Origin of the sequence: Parabacteroides sp. AF18-52 (assembly GCF_003479145.1) — a bacterium.
GTDB classification, from domain to species: Bacteria; Bacteroidota; Bacteroidia; order Bacteroidales; family Tannerellaceae; genus Parabacteroides; species Parabacteroides faecis.
Genome location: NZ_QUGR01000001.1, coordinates 682133 through 703956, shown reverse-complemented (window position 1 = coordinate 703956; position 21824 = coordinate 682133). Strand labels below are relative to the sequence as shown.

Sequence of the window (21824 nt, the reverse complement as noted above, 5' to 3'; positions counted from 1 at the left end):
TAGTTCTTTTCTTCATACGATTTCTATCGTTGTTTCAGAATCCATGATTAGGGTACAATTATCAGTAAAATGTATAAAGTCCCGGTGTTTCTGAGACTCTATTTTTGTATCAGAATAATTAAAACAAAGATAATCTGATAAATAGTAGTAATATGAAAAAGTTTTTATTAATTCCATTGATGCTGTTGACCGTTATGTCGATGGCTGCCTGCGGAGGATCGGACGATGATCCGGTGATGCCTGAAACACCTGAAACACCTGAACAACCCGAAACTCCTACAACATCTATGAAACTAAATATAACAGTCGGGAGCCGGACGATTACGGCTACGATGGAAGACAATGCTGCTGCACGGGATTTCCTCTCGCGTTTACCTTTGGAGGTGACTCTGAATGATTATAACAATATTACTGAAAAGATTTTTTATCCGTCGCCTGCACTGACGACGGCTGGTGTGACACGGGGCTGCTCACCCGCACCCGGTGATATTACGATTTATGTACCGTGGGGCAATGTCGCTATTTTCTGTAAAAACTGGTCGCGAAGCAACGATCTGATTAAGATCGGTCGTATTGAAGGTGATGGTATCGGGGTTTTGAATGTGGCGGGTGATATAGCGGTAAAATTTGAAAGACAATAAAACCAGCGAAGTTTGGTTTAATATAAGAAACAAAATAAATAAAGCAAATGAAGAAGTTACTAATTATTTTATTACTAACAGCTGTGATTATTCCGGTGATCGCACAAGAAACTGAAAATATGGTACGTCTGTCGAAAATTACAGTCGATCCGGAACGGTTGGCTGAATATAATGCTTATCTGAAGGAAGAGATAGAAGCCTCTATGCGGTTGGAACCGGGTGTACTGCTACTTTATGCAATGGCTGAAAAGGATCATCCGAATGAGGTGACTATACTTGAAATCTATGCGGATGAAACTGCCTATAAAAGCCATATCGAAACTCCTCATTTCCAGAAATACAAACAGGGAACGCTCGATATGGTAAAACATCTGGAACTGATCGATACTACTCCGTTGATTCCCGGGTTAAAGATGAAATCTCCTTCAACAGCCGTGAATACGGTTCGACCGAGGCCTTTCTGATCAGGACTCCTTTTTCTCCATGAAGTTCCCCTGAAGCCGGTAGGCAAAGACTAAGACAAGGGAGAGGAGGAAAAGTGCCTTCAATACCTTTGCCGTAATCCCAGGTTTCATCCGGTTCGGCTTGATGAACCAGCGTGCAAGGTTGTTCTGAAGACTGGAGTAGTTGAATGATATGATAACCTGTCAGTATATCGAATCCGCGGTCATTCTCTATGGAAAAGCCCGCTTCGTCTTCCCATCCCTCTTCGGTTACGTCCAGTATGATGCCGAGGGCGAGGTGAACTTTGTCTTTGTGCAACACATTCATCACTTCGACGGCGCCACCCGAATGGATTTCTTCATCCCCGGTAAATGCTATAACTACATCGTTATTCAGTTCATCACGCAGCATCAGGTCGATGATTACGGCATTAGTCGCACTGTTGTCGAAAGTCCCTTTCCAACAATCACCGGCCTCTTCCATAAAGCAATTCTGATAGACACAATCGATATGAGAAGATATAAGTGTGTTCCATTCGGCCGGATCTGTTTGCCGGGCATAGATAAGTGAAAGAGGTCCTTCGTGAATTAACCGGTAATTACTTGATTGCAGCAGTCTTTTTATTTCATCTACCCGATTATAGATCGTAAATTTATTCCCATCATCTTTGCTGTCGATGGTGAGACGTTGGAGCAGGGTGGGATATGATAGAGAGTTATGTTGCATGAATATTATGGAATGTTTTTCGAATACAAAAGTAGGAAGTTTTTTTAAGAGTAGGATATGATTATCGTGTAATCGCTATCTTTGTAAAATCTATTAATCAACAGAAAGAGATTATGCTTGCATATACATATATTAAACATGGTAAATTCGAACTGCGCGAGAAGGCGGAACCGGAAATAAAAGATTCACGTGATGCTATCGTGCGTGTGACGCTGGGTAGTATTTGTACGAGTGATCTGCATATTAAACATGGTAGTGTACCACGTGCCGTACCCGGAATAACGGTAGGGCATGAGATGGTCGGTATTGTGGAGCAGGTAGGTCCTGATGTTATTTCCGTCAAACCGGGGGATAGGGTAACCGTAAATGTAGAGACATTCTGTGGGGAATGCTTCTTTTGCAAACATGGGTATGTCAATAACTGCACGGACCCTAATGGCGGTTGGGCTTTAGGATGTCGTATAGACGGCGGTCAGGCAGAATATGTCAGGGTTCCTTATGCCGACAGTGGATTAAACCGTATTCCGGAGACGGTTAGCGACGAGCAAGCTCTATTTGTTGGTGATGTGTTGGCCACAGGTTTTTGGGCAGCCCGCATTTCGGAGATTTCCAATGATGATACAGTGCTTATCATTGGTGCCGGTCCTACCGGTATCTGTACATTGCTTTGTGTGATGCTGAAGAAGCCACGACGTATCATTGTCTGTGAAAAGTCCCCTGAAAGAATCCGGTTTGTCCGTGAACATTACCCGGATGTGCTGGTGACGGAACCCGAAAACTGCAAGGATTTCGTACTTCGTAACAGCGATCACGGCGGTGCAGATGTAGTCCTGGAGGTAGCGGGTAGCGAAGATACTTTCCGTTTGGCGTGGGATTGTGCCCGACCCAATGCGATTGTGACCGTTGTTGCCCTCTATGATAAACCCCAACTTCTTCCTTTACCAGATATGTATGGAAAGAATCTGACCTTTAAAACAGGGGGCGTGGACGGTTGCGACTGTGCCGAGATTCTCGAATTGATCGAACAAGGTAAGATAGACACCACTCCGCTTATTACTCACAAATTTCCGTTGAACGAGATTGAAGAGGCTTATCGTGTCTTTGAAAATCGTTTGGATGGGGTTGTGAAGGTGGCTATTTCGGTTTAGTGATACAATAAAAAGTTTTCAAGATAAATCCTTCATTCCTTCATCTTATTGTATTAACTATTTGATTATGCTGTTTTTATATATGAAGGATGTTTGTCAGGATGAAGGAATGTCTTTTGAATTGTCGTTTTTTCATTCACAAATGATGATTCCGAAACGATAAAAAGAGAGAGTATCCATCGAAAGGTTATTTGTATGCTAATGTTATTTTAGTTCTAGGATTACTGGGGCTTAGCTTGGTTGTCCTTTCTTTTTTCCTATTTGTTATTTGTCGAACGCTTGTTTGTCAGTTATCAAACGCTTGTTCGATAGTTGTATTATAAGCGTTTGACAATTGACAAACAATAAAAAGATAGTAACTCTCATAATAATAAGTAATTATAGATACCCTTACTGCTTATTATTTCAACCTTACTCCCTACCTGGCATATAAAGTTGAATCAGGTAGGGATTTTAGGTAGGAATATGAAGATTTCAGCCTAAAATAGATCTGTTTCCTTCATGTTGCCCAAATTCCTTCATGTGCAAAATATCAATAACCAGTTTGTTAGATCAAACATGAAGGAATGAAGGATTTATTTTAGGAAATTTTTGTTGAGATATTTTTGAAGATGTGATGCTCCGTTTTATATTTCTATGTTCCGGATGAACTTTGCCGGAACACCGCCAACTACCGTGTTTGCAGCCACGTCTTTTGTTACGACTGCTCCTGCTGCAACGATGGCATTGTCGCCAATGGTTACGCCTTGTAAAATAGTGGCATTCGAACCGATCCAGACATTTTTGCCAAGTACAATGGGAGCAGGATAGGTTGTCTTACGGTCTTCTGGTGTAAGGCCGTGGTTGAGGGTAGCGAACACAACGTTGTGTCCGATTTGACAATCATCACCGATCGTAACACCGCCGTGATCCTGAAAGTGACAGCAGGCATTGATAAAAACATTTTTACCAACTTGTATATTTTTACCAAAATCAGTATAGAACGGAGGAAATACACGCAGTGTCGGATCGACTTCGTATCCGAACAATCGCGAAAGTAATGCCCGAACCTCGTCGGAGGTATGATAGGAACCGTTCAGTTCGAAGGTGATACGCCGTGCCTCATTGCTCATCTCATCCATGAAACGATGGATTTCCGGTGTATTGAGTGGCCCCCGTGTCCGGATAACTTGTAAAAAATCCTTGAGTATCATAAGCTTAATTTTTAGATGTATATTTTCATAATGCAAAATTACAAGAAATATACATCCTGTTCTATACCCAAATCAGGGGAAAGATTACCCTTTTTACGGTTTTATACGGACATTTGGCACACCCTTAAGATCTTTTTTAATGATTGGTTCCTTCAAACAGATCCCGGTTATCCCGTGAGTTTTGTGAACCTCTCTTGAAGTTATTGAATGTATAACTGATAGACAAGGTTATAACCGGATAATCCGGTCGTATGCGTGTAATGGATTGTAGGTCTGCTGTTGTAATATCGCTTCTGTAACGGGCAGAGTTGAATATGTCCCGGAAAGAAAGTGTCGATTGCAGGTTGGGACTGAAGAGTTGCTGACGGATTGCCAGGTTGACAAACCAGAAAGCATCCGACCGTCCCTGCGTCGTAACCGACGGACCTACGAAGTTACCGTCCAACTGGATGCGAGTGTTCTTAAATACACGGAACATATTATTTAATGTAATATCATAATTCGTACTGGTCTCTTTCTTTCCACCCGATTGAATATCGTTCACAACCTTATAGTAGTAAACGTTTCCATTTACATTCAGGTTCCACCATTTGTTAATCGTTAGTTGTCCGTTTAATTCGATACCCAGAGCATGGTCGTTTCCGACATTTGCCATAGAGTCGAGGGTCACTCCGGCTTGATACGGGACACGTAAGCGTTCGATCTTATCTTTTCGCGACCTGTAAAACAAGCTGGATTGTAATAATTGTTCTCCAAAGTTCTTTTTGTAATTCAGTTCAAAGGAATGTATATATTCAGGCCGGATGTCTGGATTTCCGATCTCGGCTGTATAGTAATCGCGATACGTGATATATGGCTCCATGTAAAAGAGTTCCGGACGGTTGGTTCGGTACGAATAGGCAAATGTCAGTTTCTGTTCATGGGGAAGTGTATATCCGATATGTACGGAAGGAAAAACTTCGAAACGATTTACTTTCCGATTTGCACCTTCGATGGAGCTGCGTAATACCTGGTGCGTATGTTCGCCCCGGACGCCGACCTGTGCATCGAATGCCTTATAACTATCGCTGCCTATCAGATAAACCGAATGGATACCACGTTGAAAATAGAATGTGTTGTAAATATCTTCGCGCCAGTAGAACTCCTTTTTCTCCGGGTTCCAGAACTGCATACTGTAATCGCCGTCTTCCAGGTAAGAATGATACTGATAGCCGCTCTCCAAATGACCGGTCTTGCTGTAAGGATATTTATAGTCGACATTACCCCGTACCGTCCAACGTATTTCATCCTCCCAGGCACGATGTCCCTGTTGACGTTGGTCACTTTTATCAAACAGGTCGCTTTGGAAATACTCCATAGGATTTCCTTCATATCCTAACATGAAACTGCCGGAAAGTGCATGTCCATCGTCATTGAACTTATGGGAAAATCCGGCTTTCCCGATATTGACAGTCGAATGCAGGTCGAATTCATCGCGGCTGTTGAAGTTGTGCGGGGCGGATTCGCCGGTAGCGTCCTTACGGGTTTCCGTGTAGTCCAGGTTGCCGTCGCGGGTGAATTTGTCGTAGACGACTTGCAACTCTGCGTTGACGGATGTTTTCGGAGAGAAAGAATAATCGATGCCTCCGCGCAATCCGTAATGGTAGTTCTTCCCTTTTCTGGGACCATGAGAGATGGATGTTGTTGTTACATCATCGACAATAGTTGTTTTTTGTTGATCGAAGTGGCTTTCCCGGATCGGTTGGTTCCAATGTCCGGCAAAATGCCATTGTAATTTATTCAATTGTTGGGAGATAAGGAAATCGACTCCATTGGAAAGAGCTGTACTACCATACATATTCGCCATGCCGTTAATACCCTGTCGTTTATGCTTTTTAGTGACAATGTTAATCATGCCGACTTCACCATCCGTATCATAACGAGCCGATGGGGTAGTGATGATTTCCACATTTTCTATCTGTCCGGCCGGTATCTGTTGCAATGCCTGTGTACCAGAATAGAAGCTCGGCTTTCCATCGATATATACTTTGAAGCCGCTACTCCCTCTGAATGTTACGTCACCATTGACATCGACCCGTATGGAAGGGGTGTTTTCAAGAATATCGACAGCCGTACCGCCGCTTCCCATCAGGTTGTTGGAGGCATCGATGATCTTTTTATCCAGTTTATAGATGATCTGCCTTTTCGTACCTTCCACTACGACTTCGGATAATCCGACTTCCAGTGGTTGCAATTCGATAATACCCAGATCCAATACGGGCTGGGAGGGGAGAAGCGCAATCGTTTCACGGGTATAGACATCATATCCGATCAACCTGACCAATAATGAATATTCCCCGTCGTTAATATCCGTTATCCGGAAAGACCCGTCTGTCCCGGATAACGTACTGGAAACAGCTGCCGTTTCCCCTTTCTTTAATACTATGACATCCGCAAATTCGATCGGATTGCCTGTGCTTTTATCCCGGATCATCCCTTTTATCCGGGGAGAAACAGCCATAACGGAATGGAAACTGAATACTAAAAGAATAAGAATTAAAGTACCTTTCATGATGATATGTTTATGATTGATGTCGCAAAACTAATCAAGTGCTTTCTATACGGAGAAGAGATAATGGGAGATCTGATCGGCGTGTCATGGAGAGAGATACATTTGTCACTGTCAGACATAGCGGAGACAGGAAATAAGACTATATTTGTCTATGATTTCATTCTTCGATATAGCTATTGGAAAGAGAACTTTCTATTGTTTTCTTTTCTTATCGGCCCTTTTACTGATCGCTCCGTCGGTGAAGGGTTTCAACCTGCGGAAAATAAATAACGCGGAAAACCTTTCCAGTAGCAACATCTTTTCATTCTATCAGGACGAAAAAGGATTTATGTGGATAGGTACGAGCCGTGGGGTAGATATCTATGATGGAAAACGTATTATAAAGTACAGCCCCGGGGACGGCGAGAAATATTTTGCCGGTAGCCGGATTGAGAAGATAGAGCAGACCGGTGGGAAGGTCTGGCTTCAGACTTATCACGGATTATATAAGATTGACTTGAAAACATCTGTCACCCGGTCGTTCGATATGTTTAACCGGATAGCTTTTCTCGATAAAGACAGCCGGGGAAATATCTTCCTGATACAGGGTAACAATAGTATTTATTATACGCTTAAGGATCAGGAACAATTTGAGCAAAAATTCATTCCTGATCTGGCAGCAAACGATATAGCCGATTTCTTTATCGATGACTCCGATCGATTGTGGATATTCCGGAAGAACGGCGACAACATTTGTTTTTCCATTCAGATAGACGAGCAAGGTAATGCGAACCTTTTCCCTTTGCCCGGTTATAAGCATCCCGCCGGTATCGTCTATTGTGCGAACGAAGATAACATCTCGTATTTCGTGGATAACACATATACGTTGTATGAATTCGATACATCCAGTCGTAAAGCTTTTCCCGTATATCCTTTAAAGGATTATCTTGCCGGAAAAGACGACATCACATCCCTTCTGAAATTCCATGACGACTATTTCATCGGCTTTAAGACGAAAGGATTATCCTTGCTTAGGAAAGGTGAATATGGTTATTATTTCGATACATTGGAGATTACCGGTGGAATCAACTGTCTGCGTAAGGATAATTATCAGGATATGATTTGGGTAGGAACTTCTGGACACGGTGTATTTACCTATTCGGAAGACCTGTATTCCATCCGGTCTGTTCACCTGAATGATCTTCCGTTAAAATTACGGCAACCTGTAAATGCTTTGTTCGTAGACAAAGAGAATACTTTATGGTTGGGTAGCCGGGGAGACGGCATTCTTCGTGTCTTTGATTTCCAACCGGATAAAAAGGTAGAAGATCACCGTATGGAATTGATCTCTACTTCAAATAGTGGGTTACGGGATAATACGATCCTTTCTTTTTCATCCAGTCGACAGGATAACCTCTGGATCGGAAGTGAACACGGACTCAGCTATTTTAACCGGAAAGAGAAACGTATCATTCCTGTTCCTGTGTTGTGTGGGAATAGAAATGTAGAATTTATATCCGATATATATGAACGAGATTCCCTATTATGGATATCTACGCTTGGCATGGGGATTATACAGGCAACACTTGAATGGCGGAACAGCCATCCTGTGGTAACGGTTGTAAAACAATTCACTGTCCGTGAAGATGACGAGTTTACCAATCGTTTTCAATATATCTATCCGGAAAACGATTCTATTTTATGGTGCATGAATAAGGGAGAAGGCTTCTTCCGGCTGAATATCGCAACATCTACCTGGGAAAATGTCCGTTTTGATGGAAATACGATCAATGAAACCAATGTTATACAGAAAGATTATCACGGAAATTACCTGGTCGGAACCAATTACGGGTTGGTAAAATATGGCCCGGACGATTATAAATTATTGAATGAGATCAATAAATACCCAACCAACAGTATTTATAGTATTCTTCCTGATACCATTGCCGGTTATTGGTTAAGTACTAACCGGGGACTAATCTTGTATAATACAGATCAGGAATTGTTCCGCACTTACGATCATCATGACGGTCTTTCGATACTTGAATTTAATGAAGGTTCCTCTTTCAAAAACGAAAATGACGGGACGCTTTTCTTCGGGGGAACCAATGGCTTTGTTACTATCCGTCGCAATTATTATGATGAAGGGCAACACTATATGCCGCCAGTCTATTTCAGGACGATCACTATACGGGATAGGCAGTATCCTGTTGAGGAATTTATGTCGCAGAAAGGAAAAAAGACGATTCTGAAACTCTCGCATGACGAGAATTTCTTTACGCTCTCTTTCTCTGCGACCGACTATCTGAACGGTAATGGTTATTCCTATTATTATAAGTTGGATAGCGGTGAAAAGGAATGGATTTCCAACGGAAGTTCCGATATAATCACTTTCGCTGATCTTCATCCGGGGAATTATACATTGTATATAAAGTATTATAATAAAGTACTGGGAAAAGAAAGTTATATCTATAAACTAAATATCGAAGTTTTACCTCCGTGGTATGCTTCATCCTGGGCCCGATGCATTTATTTTTTACTATTATTGGTTGTGACAGGGCTTGTCACTCGGATATGGATTGTTTACAATAGAAAGAAAAAAGCGGATCGTCTGCAGAAGATGGAACAGAAACATAAAGAGGAAATATACGAGTCCAAGCTCCAGTTCTTCACAAATATATCCCATGAGTTCTGTACGCCGTTAACGCTTATCTATGGCCCTTGCAACCGTTTGATGGATCAGAAGAACTTGAGTGAACCCGCCCGGAAATACACTTCCATCATTAAGCAGAATGCCGAGAGGCTGAATTCGCTGATACAGGATCTGATCGAATTCAACCGGATCGAGTCGGGTTATAAGAAACCTGTGATAATACCTGTCGATATAACTGCTTTAGCCAATAAACTGGTGGATTCATTCACCGATATGGCGGAGTCGCATGCTGTAAGACTTGAAAAAGAGATATCCCTTTTTATTCAATGGAATTCCGACAAGGATTTTATTGTCACCATCCTTCTCAATCTTTTATCCAATGCATTCAAATACGCGGAAAACGAGAAGAAAGTAATTGTCAGGATCGGAACCGATTCCAATAATTTATATATCACCGTCTCCAATACCGGAAAGGGGATAGCAGCAAAAGATATTCCTACTCTGTTTGACAGATACCGCATTCTGCAGAACATTGAACAAAGTGACAATACTTCATTCTGGTCACGTAACGGGTTAGGTCTGGCAATCTCTTACAATATGGTACATTTGCTCGGCGGAACGATTGAAGTAGAGAGTATCCCGGATGAATGGACACATTTCAGGATCAAACTGCCTTACCTCGAAGCTTCTCTTGCCGGATCAAACGAAGAGACAGCTGTATTGTTGCCTGATTATAATCCGGAACGTACACCTGTCTGGCAAATCCCTGAAAGTCCTATCGACACATCGAAACCGACACTGCTTGTCGTGGATGATGAAATAGAAATCCGCTGGCTTATCTTCGATATATTCAGGGACGATTATAATGTATTGACAGCTGCAGGTCCCATTGAGGCCTCTGAAATATTAAAAGATATACACCCCGACCTTATCATTTGTGACGTGATTATGCCGGGAACAGATGGCCTGACTTTCTCGCGGCAGGTAAAAGAGGATGAAACAACTGCTCATATCCCTTTTATCCTGTTATCGGCTCGACAGGATATTGAAGGGCAGACTGCGGGGCTGAATGCCGGAGCAGAACTTTATATAACCAAGCCGTTTAATGTGGATTTCCTGAAATCTTCCGTACAACGCCTGTTGGAGAGAAAAGAAAGTCTCCGTGAATATTTCTCGTCTCCATTGAGTTCATACACGTTAGAGAATGGAAAGCTATCCCATAAAGAGCATAAGAAATTCGTCAATGATATATTGAAGATCATTAATAAAAACCTAAGGAACAAAGACCTGTCTGCGCAATTGATCGCTGAGAAAATGAACATAGGTCTTCGTACCTTTTACCGTAAGCTGGAAGAGATTGAAGAGATTACTCTAGCTGAACTGATCAATAGCTGTCGGTTACTGAAAGCTGCCGATTTGCTTATAAAAACAAAACTGACCATCGATGAAATAGTCTTTCAATCCGGCTTCACCAACCGCTCCACTTTTTATCGGGCATTCTCAAAGAAATATAATTGTACCCCGACGGAGTATAGAAAACAACAGTCGGGGACAATAAATTCTCAATAGATACCAAGACTTTATATTATCTGATAAAGTTCGTTATTTGCCGCTCTTCAGTTTCCGGCAATGGCTGTGCCCCGGCTTTTATGTTTTTCAGTAACCGGGCCATATTCTTACCGAGTGTCCGCATGATTTGTAAACCTTCGGCATCCTGTGCAGCCTCGCCGGGCATGCGACCATGTACGATGTTCCAGTATTGTGAAGAGACGACAGGCATGTTGTTGATCGTAAAATATTTGTTCAGCCGGTCGATTGTAGCACTGGCTCCACCACGTCGGCAGACTGCAATTGCGGCTGCCGGTTTGTACGCAAGCATATCCGAACAGGAATAAAAGACTCTGTCGAGGATGGCACAAAGCGAACCGTTAGGCCCGGCATAATATACGGGAGAACCTACTATCAATCCATCTATATCCTGAAGATTTTCACGTATCTCTTCATACAGTTTATCTTTGAAAACGCATCTTCCCAATTCGTTGCACTTGTTACAGGCAATGCAACCTTGTACGGCTTTATTGCTGAGTTGGATGATATGGGTTTCGACGCCATTCTGTTCCAAAGCTGTTGCCACTTCAGACAAAGCCAGAAATGTATTTCCCTCTTTCCGGGGGCTTCCATTAATAAGTAACACTTTCATATATAATCTTTATTGGACAAAAGTAGCAGTTTTAAGACAATGCCCTGTTCTTTATTCGTTCAAATTGTTTTTCTTTTTAGCTCATATATCCGGTTGCTATAATAAGTTTTGTTTCAACTGTTCCGTATATTTATCTATACGTAATAACTCTTTCGGAATATCGATGTTCTGCGGACAATGCGGATTACACTGGTTGCAGCCGACACAATGATTGGCCTGACGTAACCGGGGAACACTACGGTCGTATCCGACAAGGAAAGCACGACGCGCTTTCGCATAATTTTCATCCTGTTGACTTTCGGGAATATTTCCGGCATTGATACAACGGTTGTAATGCAAGAGGATCTCCGGAATATCCAAACCATACGGACAAGGCATACAATATTTACAATCATTGCAAGGGATGGTTGGATAACGTAGCATTTGTACGGCAGTCTCTTCCAGAAAAGCCAGATCGTTATCCGTCAGCGGTTCCAGTGGGGAATAGGTGCGGAGATTATCCTGCAGATGTTCCATATAAGTCATTCCGCTTAACACTGTCAATACACCCGGGAATGTTCCGGCGAAACGGAAAGCCCATGATGCGACACTCGACTCGGGACTGCGTTGTTTCAGTTTCGCTGCAATATGGTCGTGTACGTTCGAGAGACGGCCTCCCAGTAACGGCTCCATGATGATGGCGGGGATGTTCCGTTTCTGTAATTCGCCGTATAGATATTCAGCATCGGTATTCCGGGTGTTGACCTCTTTCGCATGTTTCCAGTCAACATAGTTGAGCTGTATCTGGACAAAGTCCCACTTGATCTCGTCCTGACGGGAGAGGAGGTAGTCGAATACTTTGATATCTCCATGATAAGAGAAACCTAGGTTGCGGATACGGCCTGCCTTTCGTTCTTCAAGCAGAAAATCAAGCATACCGTTGTTTATATAACGTCCTTCGAAATCTTCCATACCATTCCCCATACCGATACCGTGCAACAGGTAATAGTCGATATAGTCGACTTGCAGCTCTTTCATAGAGTTACGATACATTGCCATCGAGTTTTCACGGCTCCATGTCTGGGGCGCGAAGTTGGATAATTTGGTGGCAATATAATAGGTATCGCGCGGATAACGGCTGAGAGCGATACCTGTGGCATGCTCCGAACGTCCTTTACAATATGCAGACGATGTGTCGAAATAGTTGATACCATGTGCGATGGCATAGTCGACCAGGCGGTTGACCATTTCCTGGTCGATCTCATCACTACTGTCTCTTGCACTGCTGTTGGAAACTGTCGGCCAACGCATACAGCCATATCCTAACAAGGATACTTTATCGCCTGTCGTGGGCGTGGTGCGATAGGTCATTTCGGCAGGAATATCACCGGAACCGTTTCCCCGGAAGGATGCGTTTTTGTCCGGTTTGCAACTATAAAGTGAGGCTGTCGATGCCAGTGTGCTGCCGCCTAAGACTTTCAGGAATCTCCGTCGGTCTATATTCTTTTTATTCTTTTCTTCCATGATGCTTTGTTTTGATGATTTTCGGGTATATTAAATGGTCCGGTGCATTTCGTGTCCTTCCACATAGATGGCACTCAGTGGGCGGGAGGGACAAAGATGTTCGCAAGCTCCGCAACCGATACAACGTTCGGTATTGATAACCGGTATTTTCGGTGAGTCGGGTGCTTCGGGATCTTTGGGAACCATCTGTATAGCAGCTGTCGGACAATGACGGGCACAGTTGCCGCAATCGACACCGTCGGTATTGACTACGCAAAGGTCTTTGATCCATACGGCATGTCCGATCTGAATGGCAGATTTGTCGGCTACACTGATCGGCTGTATGGCGCTAGTAGGACACACGTCCGCACATTTGGTACATTCCGGTCGGCAATACCCAAGTTCATAGGACATTTCCGGTTGCATCAGGGTCATAAGGTTACCGGATGGACGCAGTACCTGGTTGGTACAGACGGATACACATAATTGGCAGGCAGTACAATGTCCGGTAAAGTTTCGTGCGCTTAATGATCCGGGAGGAGTGATAGGAGTGAGGCGTTCCGGCTTTTGTTTGTCTTCTATCGGAGCTAAACCGCCATCTACATTCTTTTCGGGTTTGACTTGTGCCTTCAATGTGGCTGATACGGCAAACAGGGTGGCAGCTGATAAAAAGTGACGGCGTGAAGCAGCGGATTTTTCTGTGGCAGGAGCCGATGCCGATGGCAATACTGATGCCGAAGCCGATGGCGAAGTGGTTGTTTCAACCTGTTTTTTAGGCAGCGATTGTCCCGGTACATATTTCAGGGCATTCCGGCGACATTTCCCGATGCAATCCATACAAGCCACGCAACGGCTGTAATCAATCCTGTGTTCTTTGGTATCGATGCATGCAGCCTTACAATTCCGGGCACATAATCCGCAACCGTTACATTTTTCGGTATCGATAACCGGTTTGAAATAAGAATACCGGGCAAGGAAGCCGAGGATGGTTCCTACCGGACAAATGGTATTGCAGTAGGTTCGTCCGTTACGCCACGCTAATATAGCCAGTACGATACATGTGATGATGGCTATGCTGAAAGTGGCTATTCCTTTCATCCAAACATCTACCGTATAAAAGGCATAGCTATCCATCCGTTCAGCGAGATAGGCGAGTCCATTGTTTGCCCATTGATAGAAAGGCGCGAACAGATTGGAGGCGATCCGCCCATAGGCACTGTATGGAGCCAGCAAAGCCAATAGCGAACCGAAACCTCCAATCATCGCAAGTATAAACATAGCAAGTATCCCATAACGTAACCAGCTAACCACCGGCGAATACGAAAAACGGTTCTTCTTTTGTTTTCCGGCTATCCATGAAACAACATCCTGAAATACTCCCAGCGGACAAATAACCGAACAGTAGATCCGTCCGAACAGTAATGTCAGGACAACAAGCCCTATCACTATTCCTATATTCACCGCCAGCAATGCCGGAAGGAATTGTATCTTCGCCATCCAACCGAACCACTGATGTATTGTCCCCGTGAAATCAAGGAACAACAAGGTGGTCAGGGTAAAGAAAATGACGGCAGCAGTTAGTCTGATTTTTCTTAACATATACGTCTCTGAATATTTTGTTGATTATTACTGATGCAAAATTATTCTTGTTTTTCCCGTTAACGATTACACATATTACAGGTATATCTACCATTATTACTGATTTGCTTTAGCAGATGAAAAAATGACGCAAAAAACATCTAACTTTGTGAAAACAAAACAGAAAGCATATGATGGAAATTAGAGAAATGGATCACATTTATCAGTATAATGACCGGATGGGGCTGGAAACATTGCATCCGCTGATCAGTATTGTCGACTTTTCAAAATGTGAGGTACAGGTAGAAAGTGCACGTTTGAGATATGGCTTTTACTCAGTCTTTTTGAAAGATGTGAAATGCGGTGACCTGCAATACGGGCGTAATTACTATGACTATCAAGAGGGCACGATGGTTTTCACTGCCCCCGGACAAGTGGTAGGTGTTGCCCGGAAAGGAGAATATATCCAGCCGAAAGGATGGGCGCTGCTTTTCCATCCCGATTTGATCCGTGGTACTTCTCTCGGTCGTAACATTAAGAATTACCGTTTCTTTTCTTATGAAGTGTATGAGGCACTTCATCTTTCGGAACAGGAACGGCAGATAGTAATCGATTGCCTGAAAAATATAGAACTGGAACTACATCATGGAATAGATAAGCATAGTAAAATGCTGATCGTTTCGAATATCGAACTGCTATTGAACTATTGCGTCCGTTTTTACGACCGTCAGTTTATTACCCGCGAAGAAGCAAATAAGGATACACTGGCTAAGTTTGAGAAGATCATGAACGACTATTTTCAGTCGGATAAACCGCAGGATATCGGGCTGCCATCCGTTCAGTATTGTGCCGACCAGTTACATCTTTCGGCAAATTATCTGGGTGATCTGATAAAAAAGGAAACGGGTAAATCTGCGCAGGAGCAAATCCAGCTATATCTTATCGATATGGCAAAAGAGAAAGTGCTCGATACCAGCCGTTCCATCAGTGAGATCGCTTATGAATTAGGCTTTAAGTATCCGCAGCACTTTACCCGTTTGTTTAAAAAGTGTGTGGGAACTTCTCCGAATGAGTATCGGATGCAGAATTAAGTTTTATTTCTTTTTGCGGGTAGCAAAAACTTTAGCTAAAGTGATCCATTCCCCGTCTTCGTTGATGGCAGTACTTCGCCAGGTGAAAGAATTGTCTGTAATATCAGAGAATATCCACTTCATACCTTGCGAAGTTATCTCCGTCAGGACAATTTCGTCCCCTTTTTTCCGGGCTTCCAGCCGGGCACATTCTTCCGGACATCCGTAGAAGATTTCCCAAAGACATTTTTCTTGGTTAAATAACCTGAGAGTAGTCCCGTAAGCTGCATCCGGTTGGATATCAATCAATCTTTCTGTTCGCGACGGAACAATAAAGACATCTTGTACTGCCATTCCGTCGAGTACCCATGAAAAGATCCATTCTCCTTTTACGCGTCTGGGAGTAGGTGTGTTGAGGTGGTCGTTCCAGTCAAGATCCCATTCACCGATCACTTTACCGAAGAAATTGAACTCTTCCGGTATTCTTTCACTCTTTCCTTCGCTGACTAGTGCTGCTTCAAATTCTTTCATGATTTCTTATTTAATTTGATTCAAGGTTTAATATTTAACAAAGATAAGCGAAAATCAACAAATAAGAACAGTGATAAAGGTAAAAATATCAGTAATCTATCTACCAGACTTCTGATAAAAGGGATGTACTTTTGTTTTATATAAAAGGATTTGATATGAAAATAAAAAATAGATGGTATATGGTAGCAGGACTTATAATAGGTATAGTGATCGTTTTGGGAGTGGCAGTGGTTGCTTTTATCAATCAACCGGCTTTCGGACGTCTGCCGCAAGGGGAACGACTGGAAAAAATAGAACATTCTCCCCATTATAAAAACGGAGAGTTTCAGAATATACATCCGACGACGTTAATGACTTCCGATAAAGGACGTTTGCGCAGCATGTGGGATTTCCTGATCTCCAGACCTGACGGACTGAATCCGGATGTCCCGGTTCCGGCGATCAAATCTGATCTGAAAAACTTGGGGGACGATTCGAATGTAATGGTCTGGTTCGGCCATTCTTCCTATCTGCTTCAATTATCCGGTAAACGAATTTTAGTCGATCCGGTGTTCTGTATGGCTTCTCCGGTTTCCTTTGTCAATAAGCCTTTTAAAGGAACGGATATATATAAACCGGAAGATATGCCGGATATCGATTATCTGGTTATTAGCCATGACCATTGGGATCATTTGGATTATCAGACGGTAATCCGGCTGAAAGATCGCATCCGTAAAGTAATCTGCCCTTTGGGTGTGGGTGAACATTTTGAATATTGGGGATTCGATAAAGGGAATATTATTGAACTGGACTGGTACGAAAGTGCGTTGCCGGACGAAAACTTTACGGTCCGTTGCCTGCCAGCCCGTCATTTCTCCGGCCGCGGACTGACATCGAATAAGACTTTGTGGGCTTCTTTCCTTCTGGAAACTCCTTCGTATAAAATCTATATGGGAGGGGATAGCGGTTACGATACTCATTTTGAAGAAATAGGCAAACAGTATCCGGATATCGATCTGGCTATTCTGAAAAACGGACAGTACAATGAGGGATGGCGTAATATCCATACGATGCCTCAGTATTTGGGGCAGGCAGCCAAAGATTTGAAAGCCCGTAAGGTCGTGACTGTCCATCATTCCAAATACGCATTAGCCAGACACCGTTGGGACGAACCGTTGAAAAACGAAATAGAGATGGCAAAAGAAAACTCTTTGGAGTTGATCGTTCCGGTGATCGGACAGGTGATGAATTTGGATAATAAGTAGATATAATTTAGTAGCTTTGTCTCAGATAAAAATAATTGATAATTAAAGAGATTATGGAAACAGTAAAATTGAATAATGGCATTGAAATGCCGATTTTAGGTTATGGAGTTTATCAGGTGACACCTGAAGAATGTGAACGTTGCGTATTGGATGCTTTGAGCGTAGGTTATCGTTCTGTCGACACGGCACAAGCCTATTTTAATGAAGAAGGTGTAGGGAATGCAATCAGTAAAAGTGGTATTCCACGGAACGAATTGTTTATTACAACCAAGGTTTGGATCTCCAATGCCGGATATGAAAAGGCAAAAGCATCTATCGCTGAGTCTTTGTGTAAACTGCAGAGTGATTATGTCGATCTCCTCCTGATACACCAACCTTTTGGTGATTATTACGGTACTTACCGTGCGATGGAAGAGGCTTATAAGGCAGGAAAGGCACGTGCTATCGGAGTAAGTAACTTTTATCCCGACCGTCTTGTCGATCTGGCGGAGTGCTGTGAGATAAAACCGGCAGTCAATCAGGTAGAAACACATGTCTTCAATCAGCAAATAGAACCCCAGAGGATCATGGAGGAATATGGAACACGGGTCATGTCATGGGGGCCATTTGCAGAGGGTAAAAATAACTTTTTTACTAACGAACTATTGAAAACAATCGGTGAAAAGTATGGAAAGTCGGTTGCACAGGTTGCTTTACGTTATCTGATTCAACGGGATGTGATCGTTATTCCGAAATCGACGCATAAAGAACGTATGATCGAGAATATGGATGTGTTTGATTTCTCCTTATCAGAAGAAGATATGCAGGCTATTGTGACGCTTGACCAAAAGAAAAGTTTGTTTCTCTCTCATAATGATCCGGAGATGGTGAAATGGCTGATTAATCTGGTGAAAAAGTAATCCTGTTAAAAACAGGACTATTGTCTGATTGCTAGTTTATTACAGTTTCCTCGTAGTTTCGTGCTTTGGAAACTCCGGTTTCCTCCGCGGGAAACTGTAATTTCCTCGGCAGGGAACTGCAGTTTCCTGGGTAGGGAACTGGCGTTTCCTGCTTAGGAAATTTACGGAAACTAACGAAGAAGTCGGAGCAGGATTACTTATTCCAATTATACGACTCTACATATCCGTCGAAATACTCCTCCAGAACAACTCCCAACTCCTGGGCAAGGGCGACGACATATTGTTGTTCGGCGGGTGACAAAGGTGCTCCCCCTTTACGTTTCAGATAATAATTTTTCCGGCCTAAAAAGGTTATCATCCGTAACCGGAAAGTATCTGCGACGTTTAAGGTTAACGCATTTACCGTGCGCATAAATCCAAGGGCATTAATGATTTTGTTGTTAGGGCGGTAAAGCTTGCATGCTCCTTTCATCTTCTTTAATGTGTTTGGATTCATTATCCGCAGGAAAATCATATCTTCGGGAGCATGCTTTAAAGCGATCTGGCGTAGACAGGTAGTTGCTTTTGGGCAGTTCTCGGCTGCACACATACCAAAATCATATGGTACTTTTGAGAAATCAAACGACTCTTCCATAACTTTGTAGAATTCAAGGTTTATTAATTCCGATAAAGATCGGGATATATCGGGGAAATACCAAATATCAAAGCATGAAAAGAGTGGCCGTTTTTACATTAACTTTTTGTTCTGTTCGAGTAACCCGATTATTTTCTCCAGTCTTTTCAGGCGGGTGTCTTCTCTTTTTGCTTCAAAGTAGAAACCGACAAAATTATTTTGAGTCGACTTTGCTGTCGTAAGGTAATTAGCATAAGCCTGATTGTAGTCTTTTATCAGGGATTCAAATTCAGACTTTTGAGTATCGGTAACATTTCTGTCCCGTACCTTTTCCCATTCTCCGCTTCTTTTGGCTTCTTCGATGGCCTGCATTCCGAACCCGGTCATTCTTCCTTCTTTGATAAGCTTTTCTACAATATTTTTATTCTTTTCCGACCATTTACTTCCTTTCCTTCTTTGGGAAAAGTACTTTTTGTATTTGTGCTCGTCGATAGAGTTGATCAGCCCGTCGATCCAACCGAAACACAATGCTTCTTCCAACGCCTCTTCTGCGGATAATGTTTTTAATGTTTTTGTTTTCCCGAATAGTAACCAGACACCCTCGTTTGTCTGGCCGTAATTCTTTAACCAGTCCTGAAAATCTTCTCTTGTCGCGAAAATTAATTCTGTTTCCATTTTTAATTGGTTTTATTTCGTGAGTATTATTTTAAGTAGATATTCCGGTATTCTGTCGGTGACGACCCGGTATGTCTCCGGAAGAAACGGCACATATATGAGGGATCTTCGAAATTCATCTCAGCTGCAATGTTTTTAATAGACAAATTAGTATTGGAAAGATAAGTTTTGATCTCTACGATGATCATTTGTTCGATTATCTCTTTGGGGCTTTGCTCCATTCCTTTATAAGCCAATTTGTAAAGATAGTCAGGTGTTATGCAGAGTTTGTCTGCATAAAAGCGTACTTCCCGGTGTTGATGGCAATGCTCTGCTAACAGGCTGGCGAACTTTCCCAGGATAGCCCATGTCTGATCTCTTTTGTAGTGATCGTTGATTCCTATATTTTTTTCTTTCGCTTCACTGTCGATAGCCATAAAAAGGCTGTGGATGTTGTTACGTAACAGTGTCAGTTTATATTCTTGTGCACATTCGTCAATAATCCATTTTGTTTGCTGATACCACGTATGTAGTAGCATGGATTGATTTTCCGATAGATGGAGAATGACGTGGTCATATATGAAATACCAAAACGAAGTAGGAGTAATTTTATAAAAGACTTCTTCCATCACTTCTTCGGAAAGCGAAACATACAGGGCGGAAAATGTATCTGACACTTCGATTGTAACGAATACTATATCGGTAAAGATAAAGACCGCATCTCCTTTTTTCATTATTCGCTTTTGAAAATTGGTAGAGACAGTAGCCATCCCCGCCGTACATAACAGGATTGTGCAACAGTTTGGATCCAACGGATGTCCTATGCTCTCTTTCAGGTTGGTTATTCCGGCTGCATTTTCGTTTCCAGGTCGGTGTAAAGCGTATTTTATATTTGTCATATTTTATTCGGATCTTCTCTGCGAAGATAGTATGTTTTTTTAGAATCCCTCTTTGATTTGTATTGAAAAGTACCCGATATGGCAGGATTATGATATGTGATCAGGTTACGACAAACTATATCTTTGCGCTCCGGTAAAATCAGTTGTTACCGGAGATAGTTCCAGATAATGAAAGATTGTTCAAATTAGTAACCGTATGAAAAATTTATCTCAATTTATTACCATTCTCTGCTTTATGTTTCTGATATCTTGTAAGAATAAACAAGAAGGGGAGTTTCATCAGGCTTATCCAGTATTAACCGTGACGTCTGCTCCGGCGGAAATCAAAGAATCTTATTCAGCCTCTATCCGGGGGCGACAGGATATTGAAATTTATCCGCAAGTGTCGGGTACGATATTCCGGCTTTGTGTTCAGGAGGGCGAAAAAGTGAAGAAGGGAGAAACTCTTTTTGTTATCGATCCGGTTCCTTACCAGGCTGCTTTAAGAACAGCGACGGCCAATGTACATGCAGCACAAGCACAAGTGGAAACAGCCCGGCTGACTTACGAAAGTAAACAGGAATTGTTCCGTGAAAACGTCATTTCGGAATATGAATTATCGACAGCACGGAATGCACTGTCTGTTGCCAATGCAGGACTGGAGCAAGCCCAGGCACAGGAAGTGAATGCCCGCAACAGCCTCTCCTACACAGAAGTGAAAAGTCCGTCGGACGGTATTGTCGGGATACTTCCTTACCGGACAGGCTCTTTGGTTAATCCGTCGATGGCTCAACCGCTGACCACCGTATCAGACAATTCACAAATGTATGTCTATTTCTCTATGACGGAAAATCGCCTCCGGGCATTGATCCGGCAGTATGGTTCGCCGGACGAAACGATAAAGCAGATGCCGTCGATCGAACTGCAGTTGAATGATGGAAGCATCTATGAGGAAAACGGACATATCGAAAGTATCAGTGGGGTTATCAACCAGCAGACGGGAACAGTATCGGTACGAAGCGTATTTCCGAACGAGAACCGTATGTTATTCAGTGGCGGGATCGGTAATGTCGTTATTCCTTATAAAATGGATGATGTGATTGTCATTCCTCAGTCTGCTACCTATGAATTACAGGATAAAGTATTTGCTTACAAAGTGCAGGAAAACGGAAAACTTTCTGCTGTTCAGCTACAGATAGAAAAGCTGAACGACGGTACTGACTATATTGTTCGCTCAGGTCTTCAGCCGGGCGACCGGATTGTCAGCGAAGGTGTCGGATTGTTGCAAGACGGAATGGAGATACTTGTCAAAGAAACCGAAAAACAATAAAATAAAAAAG

18 protein-coding genes are annotated in these 21824 nt (G+C 42.7%); 8 read left to right on the top strand and 10 right to left on the bottom strand.

Features of this window, described 5'->3' with window-relative positions:
• The first annotated feature begins 152 nt into the window (after positions 1 to 152).
• Positions 153 to 641, top strand: coding sequence for a cyclophilin-like fold protein (locus tag DWX23_RS02940; protein WP_122373336.1), 489 nt, complete (start codon positions 153 to 155; stop codon positions 639 to 641).
• A 47-nt stretch (positions 642 to 688) separates the two neighbouring features.
• Positions 689 to 1105: a putative quinol monooxygenase gene (locus tag DWX23_RS02935; RefSeq protein WP_122373335.1), complete on the top strand. Its 417-nt coding sequence runs from the start codon at positions 689 to 691 to the stop codon at positions 1103 to 1105.
• Here the strand turns inward: DWX23_RS02935 and DWX23_RS02930 are convergent.
• Entirely contained in the window at positions 1029 to 1811 is a 783-nt protein-coding gene (locus DWX23_RS02930; protein ID WP_122373334.1) for a hypothetical protein, read from the bottom strand. The two genes, DWX23_RS02935 and DWX23_RS02930, sit on opposite strands and share 77 nt — an antisense overlap.
• A gap of 113 nt (positions 1812 to 1924) precedes the next feature.
• Between DWX23_RS02930 and DWX23_RS02925 the strand changes: the two genes are divergently transcribed.
• Positions 1925 to 2959: an alcohol dehydrogenase gene (locus DWX23_RS02925; protein ID WP_122373333.1), complete on the top strand. Its 1035-nt coding sequence runs from the start codon at positions 1925 to 1927 to the stop codon at positions 2957 to 2959.
• 626 nt (positions 2960 to 3585) lie between these two features.
• Here DWX23_RS02925 and DWX23_RS02920 read toward each other — a convergent pair.
• Positions 3586 to 4152 carry a sugar O-acetyltransferase gene (locus DWX23_RS02920; protein WP_122373332.1) on the bottom strand — a complete coding sequence of 189 codons (567 nt, stop codon included), beginning with the start codon at positions 4150 to 4152 and terminating at the stop codon, positions 3586 to 3588.
• Positions 4153 to 4288: 136 nt separating this feature from the next.
• The gene (locus DWX23_RS02915) at positions 4289 to 6703 is read right to left on the bottom strand and encodes an outer membrane beta-barrel family protein (RefSeq protein ID WP_122373331.1); all 2415 of its coding nucleotides are present in this window, start codon (positions 6701 to 6703) and stop codon (positions 4289 to 4291) included.
• Positions 6704 to 6854: 151 nt separating this feature from the next.
• Between DWX23_RS02915 and DWX23_RS02910 the strand changes: the two genes are divergently transcribed.
• Entirely contained in the window at positions 6855 to 10904 is a 4050-nt protein-coding gene (locus tag DWX23_RS02910; protein WP_122373330.1) for an ATP-binding protein, read from the top strand.
• Between the two features lie 16 nt (positions 10905 to 10920).
• Here DWX23_RS02910 and DWX23_RS02905 read toward each other — a convergent pair whose 3' ends face one another.
• The 3 genes from DWX23_RS02905 to DWX23_RS02895 form a co-directional block, all read right to left on the bottom strand.
• On the bottom strand, positions 10921 to 11535 hold the full coding sequence (locus tag DWX23_RS02905) for a flavodoxin family protein (protein WP_122373329.1): 615 nt from the start codon (positions 11533 to 11535) through the stop codon (positions 10921 to 10923).
• Positions 11536 to 11631: 96 nt separating this feature from the next.
• Positions 11632 to 13038 (bottom strand): aldo/keto reductase, encoded by a 1407-nt coding sequence (locus DWX23_RS02900; RefSeq protein ID WP_122373328.1) that lies wholly within the window; start codon positions 13036 to 13038, stop codon positions 11632 to 11634.
• Between the two features lie 30 nt (positions 13039 to 13068).
• Positions 13069 to 14616 (bottom strand): 4Fe-4S binding protein, encoded by a 1548-nt coding sequence (locus DWX23_RS02895; RefSeq protein ID WP_122373327.1) that lies wholly within the window; start codon positions 14614 to 14616, stop codon positions 13069 to 13071.
• 170 nt (positions 14617 to 14786) lie between these two features.
• On the opposite strand from DWX23_RS02895, the gene DWX23_RS02890 reads away from it, so the two are divergent.
• Positions 14787 to 15686, top strand: a complete 900-nt coding sequence (locus tag DWX23_RS02890; RefSeq protein ID WP_075557326.1) for an AraC family transcriptional regulator — start codon at positions 14787 to 14789, stop codon at positions 15684 to 15686.
• A 3-nt stretch (positions 15687 to 15689) separates the two neighbouring features.
• Here DWX23_RS02890 and DWX23_RS02885 read toward each other — a convergent pair whose 3' ends face one another.
• Entirely contained in the window at positions 15690 to 16196 is a 507-nt protein-coding gene (locus tag DWX23_RS02885; RefSeq protein ID WP_122373326.1) for a hypothetical protein, read from the bottom strand.
• Between the two features lie 155 nt (positions 16197 to 16351).
• On the opposite strand from DWX23_RS02885, the gene DWX23_RS02880 reads away from it, so the two are divergent.
• Both DWX23_RS02880 and DWX23_RS02875 read left to right on the top strand, forming a co-directional pair.
• A complete protein-coding gene (locus tag DWX23_RS02880; RefSeq protein ID WP_305036996.1) occupies positions 16352 to 17440 on the top strand; it encodes an MBL fold metallo-hydrolase in 1089 nt (362 codons plus the stop codon).
• 53 nt (positions 17441 to 17493) lie between these two features.
• Positions 17494 to 18339 carry an aldo/keto reductase gene (locus tag DWX23_RS02875; RefSeq protein WP_122373324.1) on the top strand — a complete coding sequence of 282 codons (846 nt, stop codon included), beginning with the start codon at positions 17494 to 17496 and terminating at the stop codon, positions 18337 to 18339.
• A gap of 193 nt (positions 18340 to 18532) precedes the next feature.
• Here the strand turns inward: DWX23_RS02875 and DWX23_RS02870 are convergent, their stop codons facing one another.
• The 3 genes from DWX23_RS02870 to DWX23_RS02860 form a co-directional block, all read right to left on the bottom strand.
• Positions 18533 to 18973, bottom strand: coding sequence for a DUF6078 family protein (locus DWX23_RS02870; protein ID WP_122373323.1), 441 nt, complete (start codon positions 18971 to 18973; stop codon positions 18533 to 18535).
• Between the two features lie 93 nt (positions 18974 to 19066).
• Complete coding sequence (locus tag DWX23_RS02865; protein WP_122373322.1) at positions 19067 to 19627, bottom strand: YdeI family protein; 561 nt, start codon at positions 19625 to 19627, stop codon at positions 19067 to 19069.
• A 26-nt stretch (positions 19628 to 19653) separates the two neighbouring features.
• Complete coding sequence (locus tag DWX23_RS02860) at positions 19654 to 20505, bottom strand: AraC family transcriptional regulator (RefSeq protein ID WP_122373321.1); 852 nt, start codon at positions 20503 to 20505, stop codon at positions 19654 to 19656.
• Positions 20506 to 20689: 184 nt separating this feature from the next.
• On the opposite strand from DWX23_RS02860, the gene DWX23_RS02855 reads away from it, so the two are divergent.
• Positions 20690 to 21814, top strand: coding sequence for an efflux RND transporter periplasmic adaptor subunit (locus DWX23_RS02855; RefSeq protein WP_370450053.1), 1125 nt, complete (start codon positions 20690 to 20692; stop codon positions 21812 to 21814).
• The last annotated feature ends 10 nt before the right edge of the window (positions 21815 to 21824 follow it).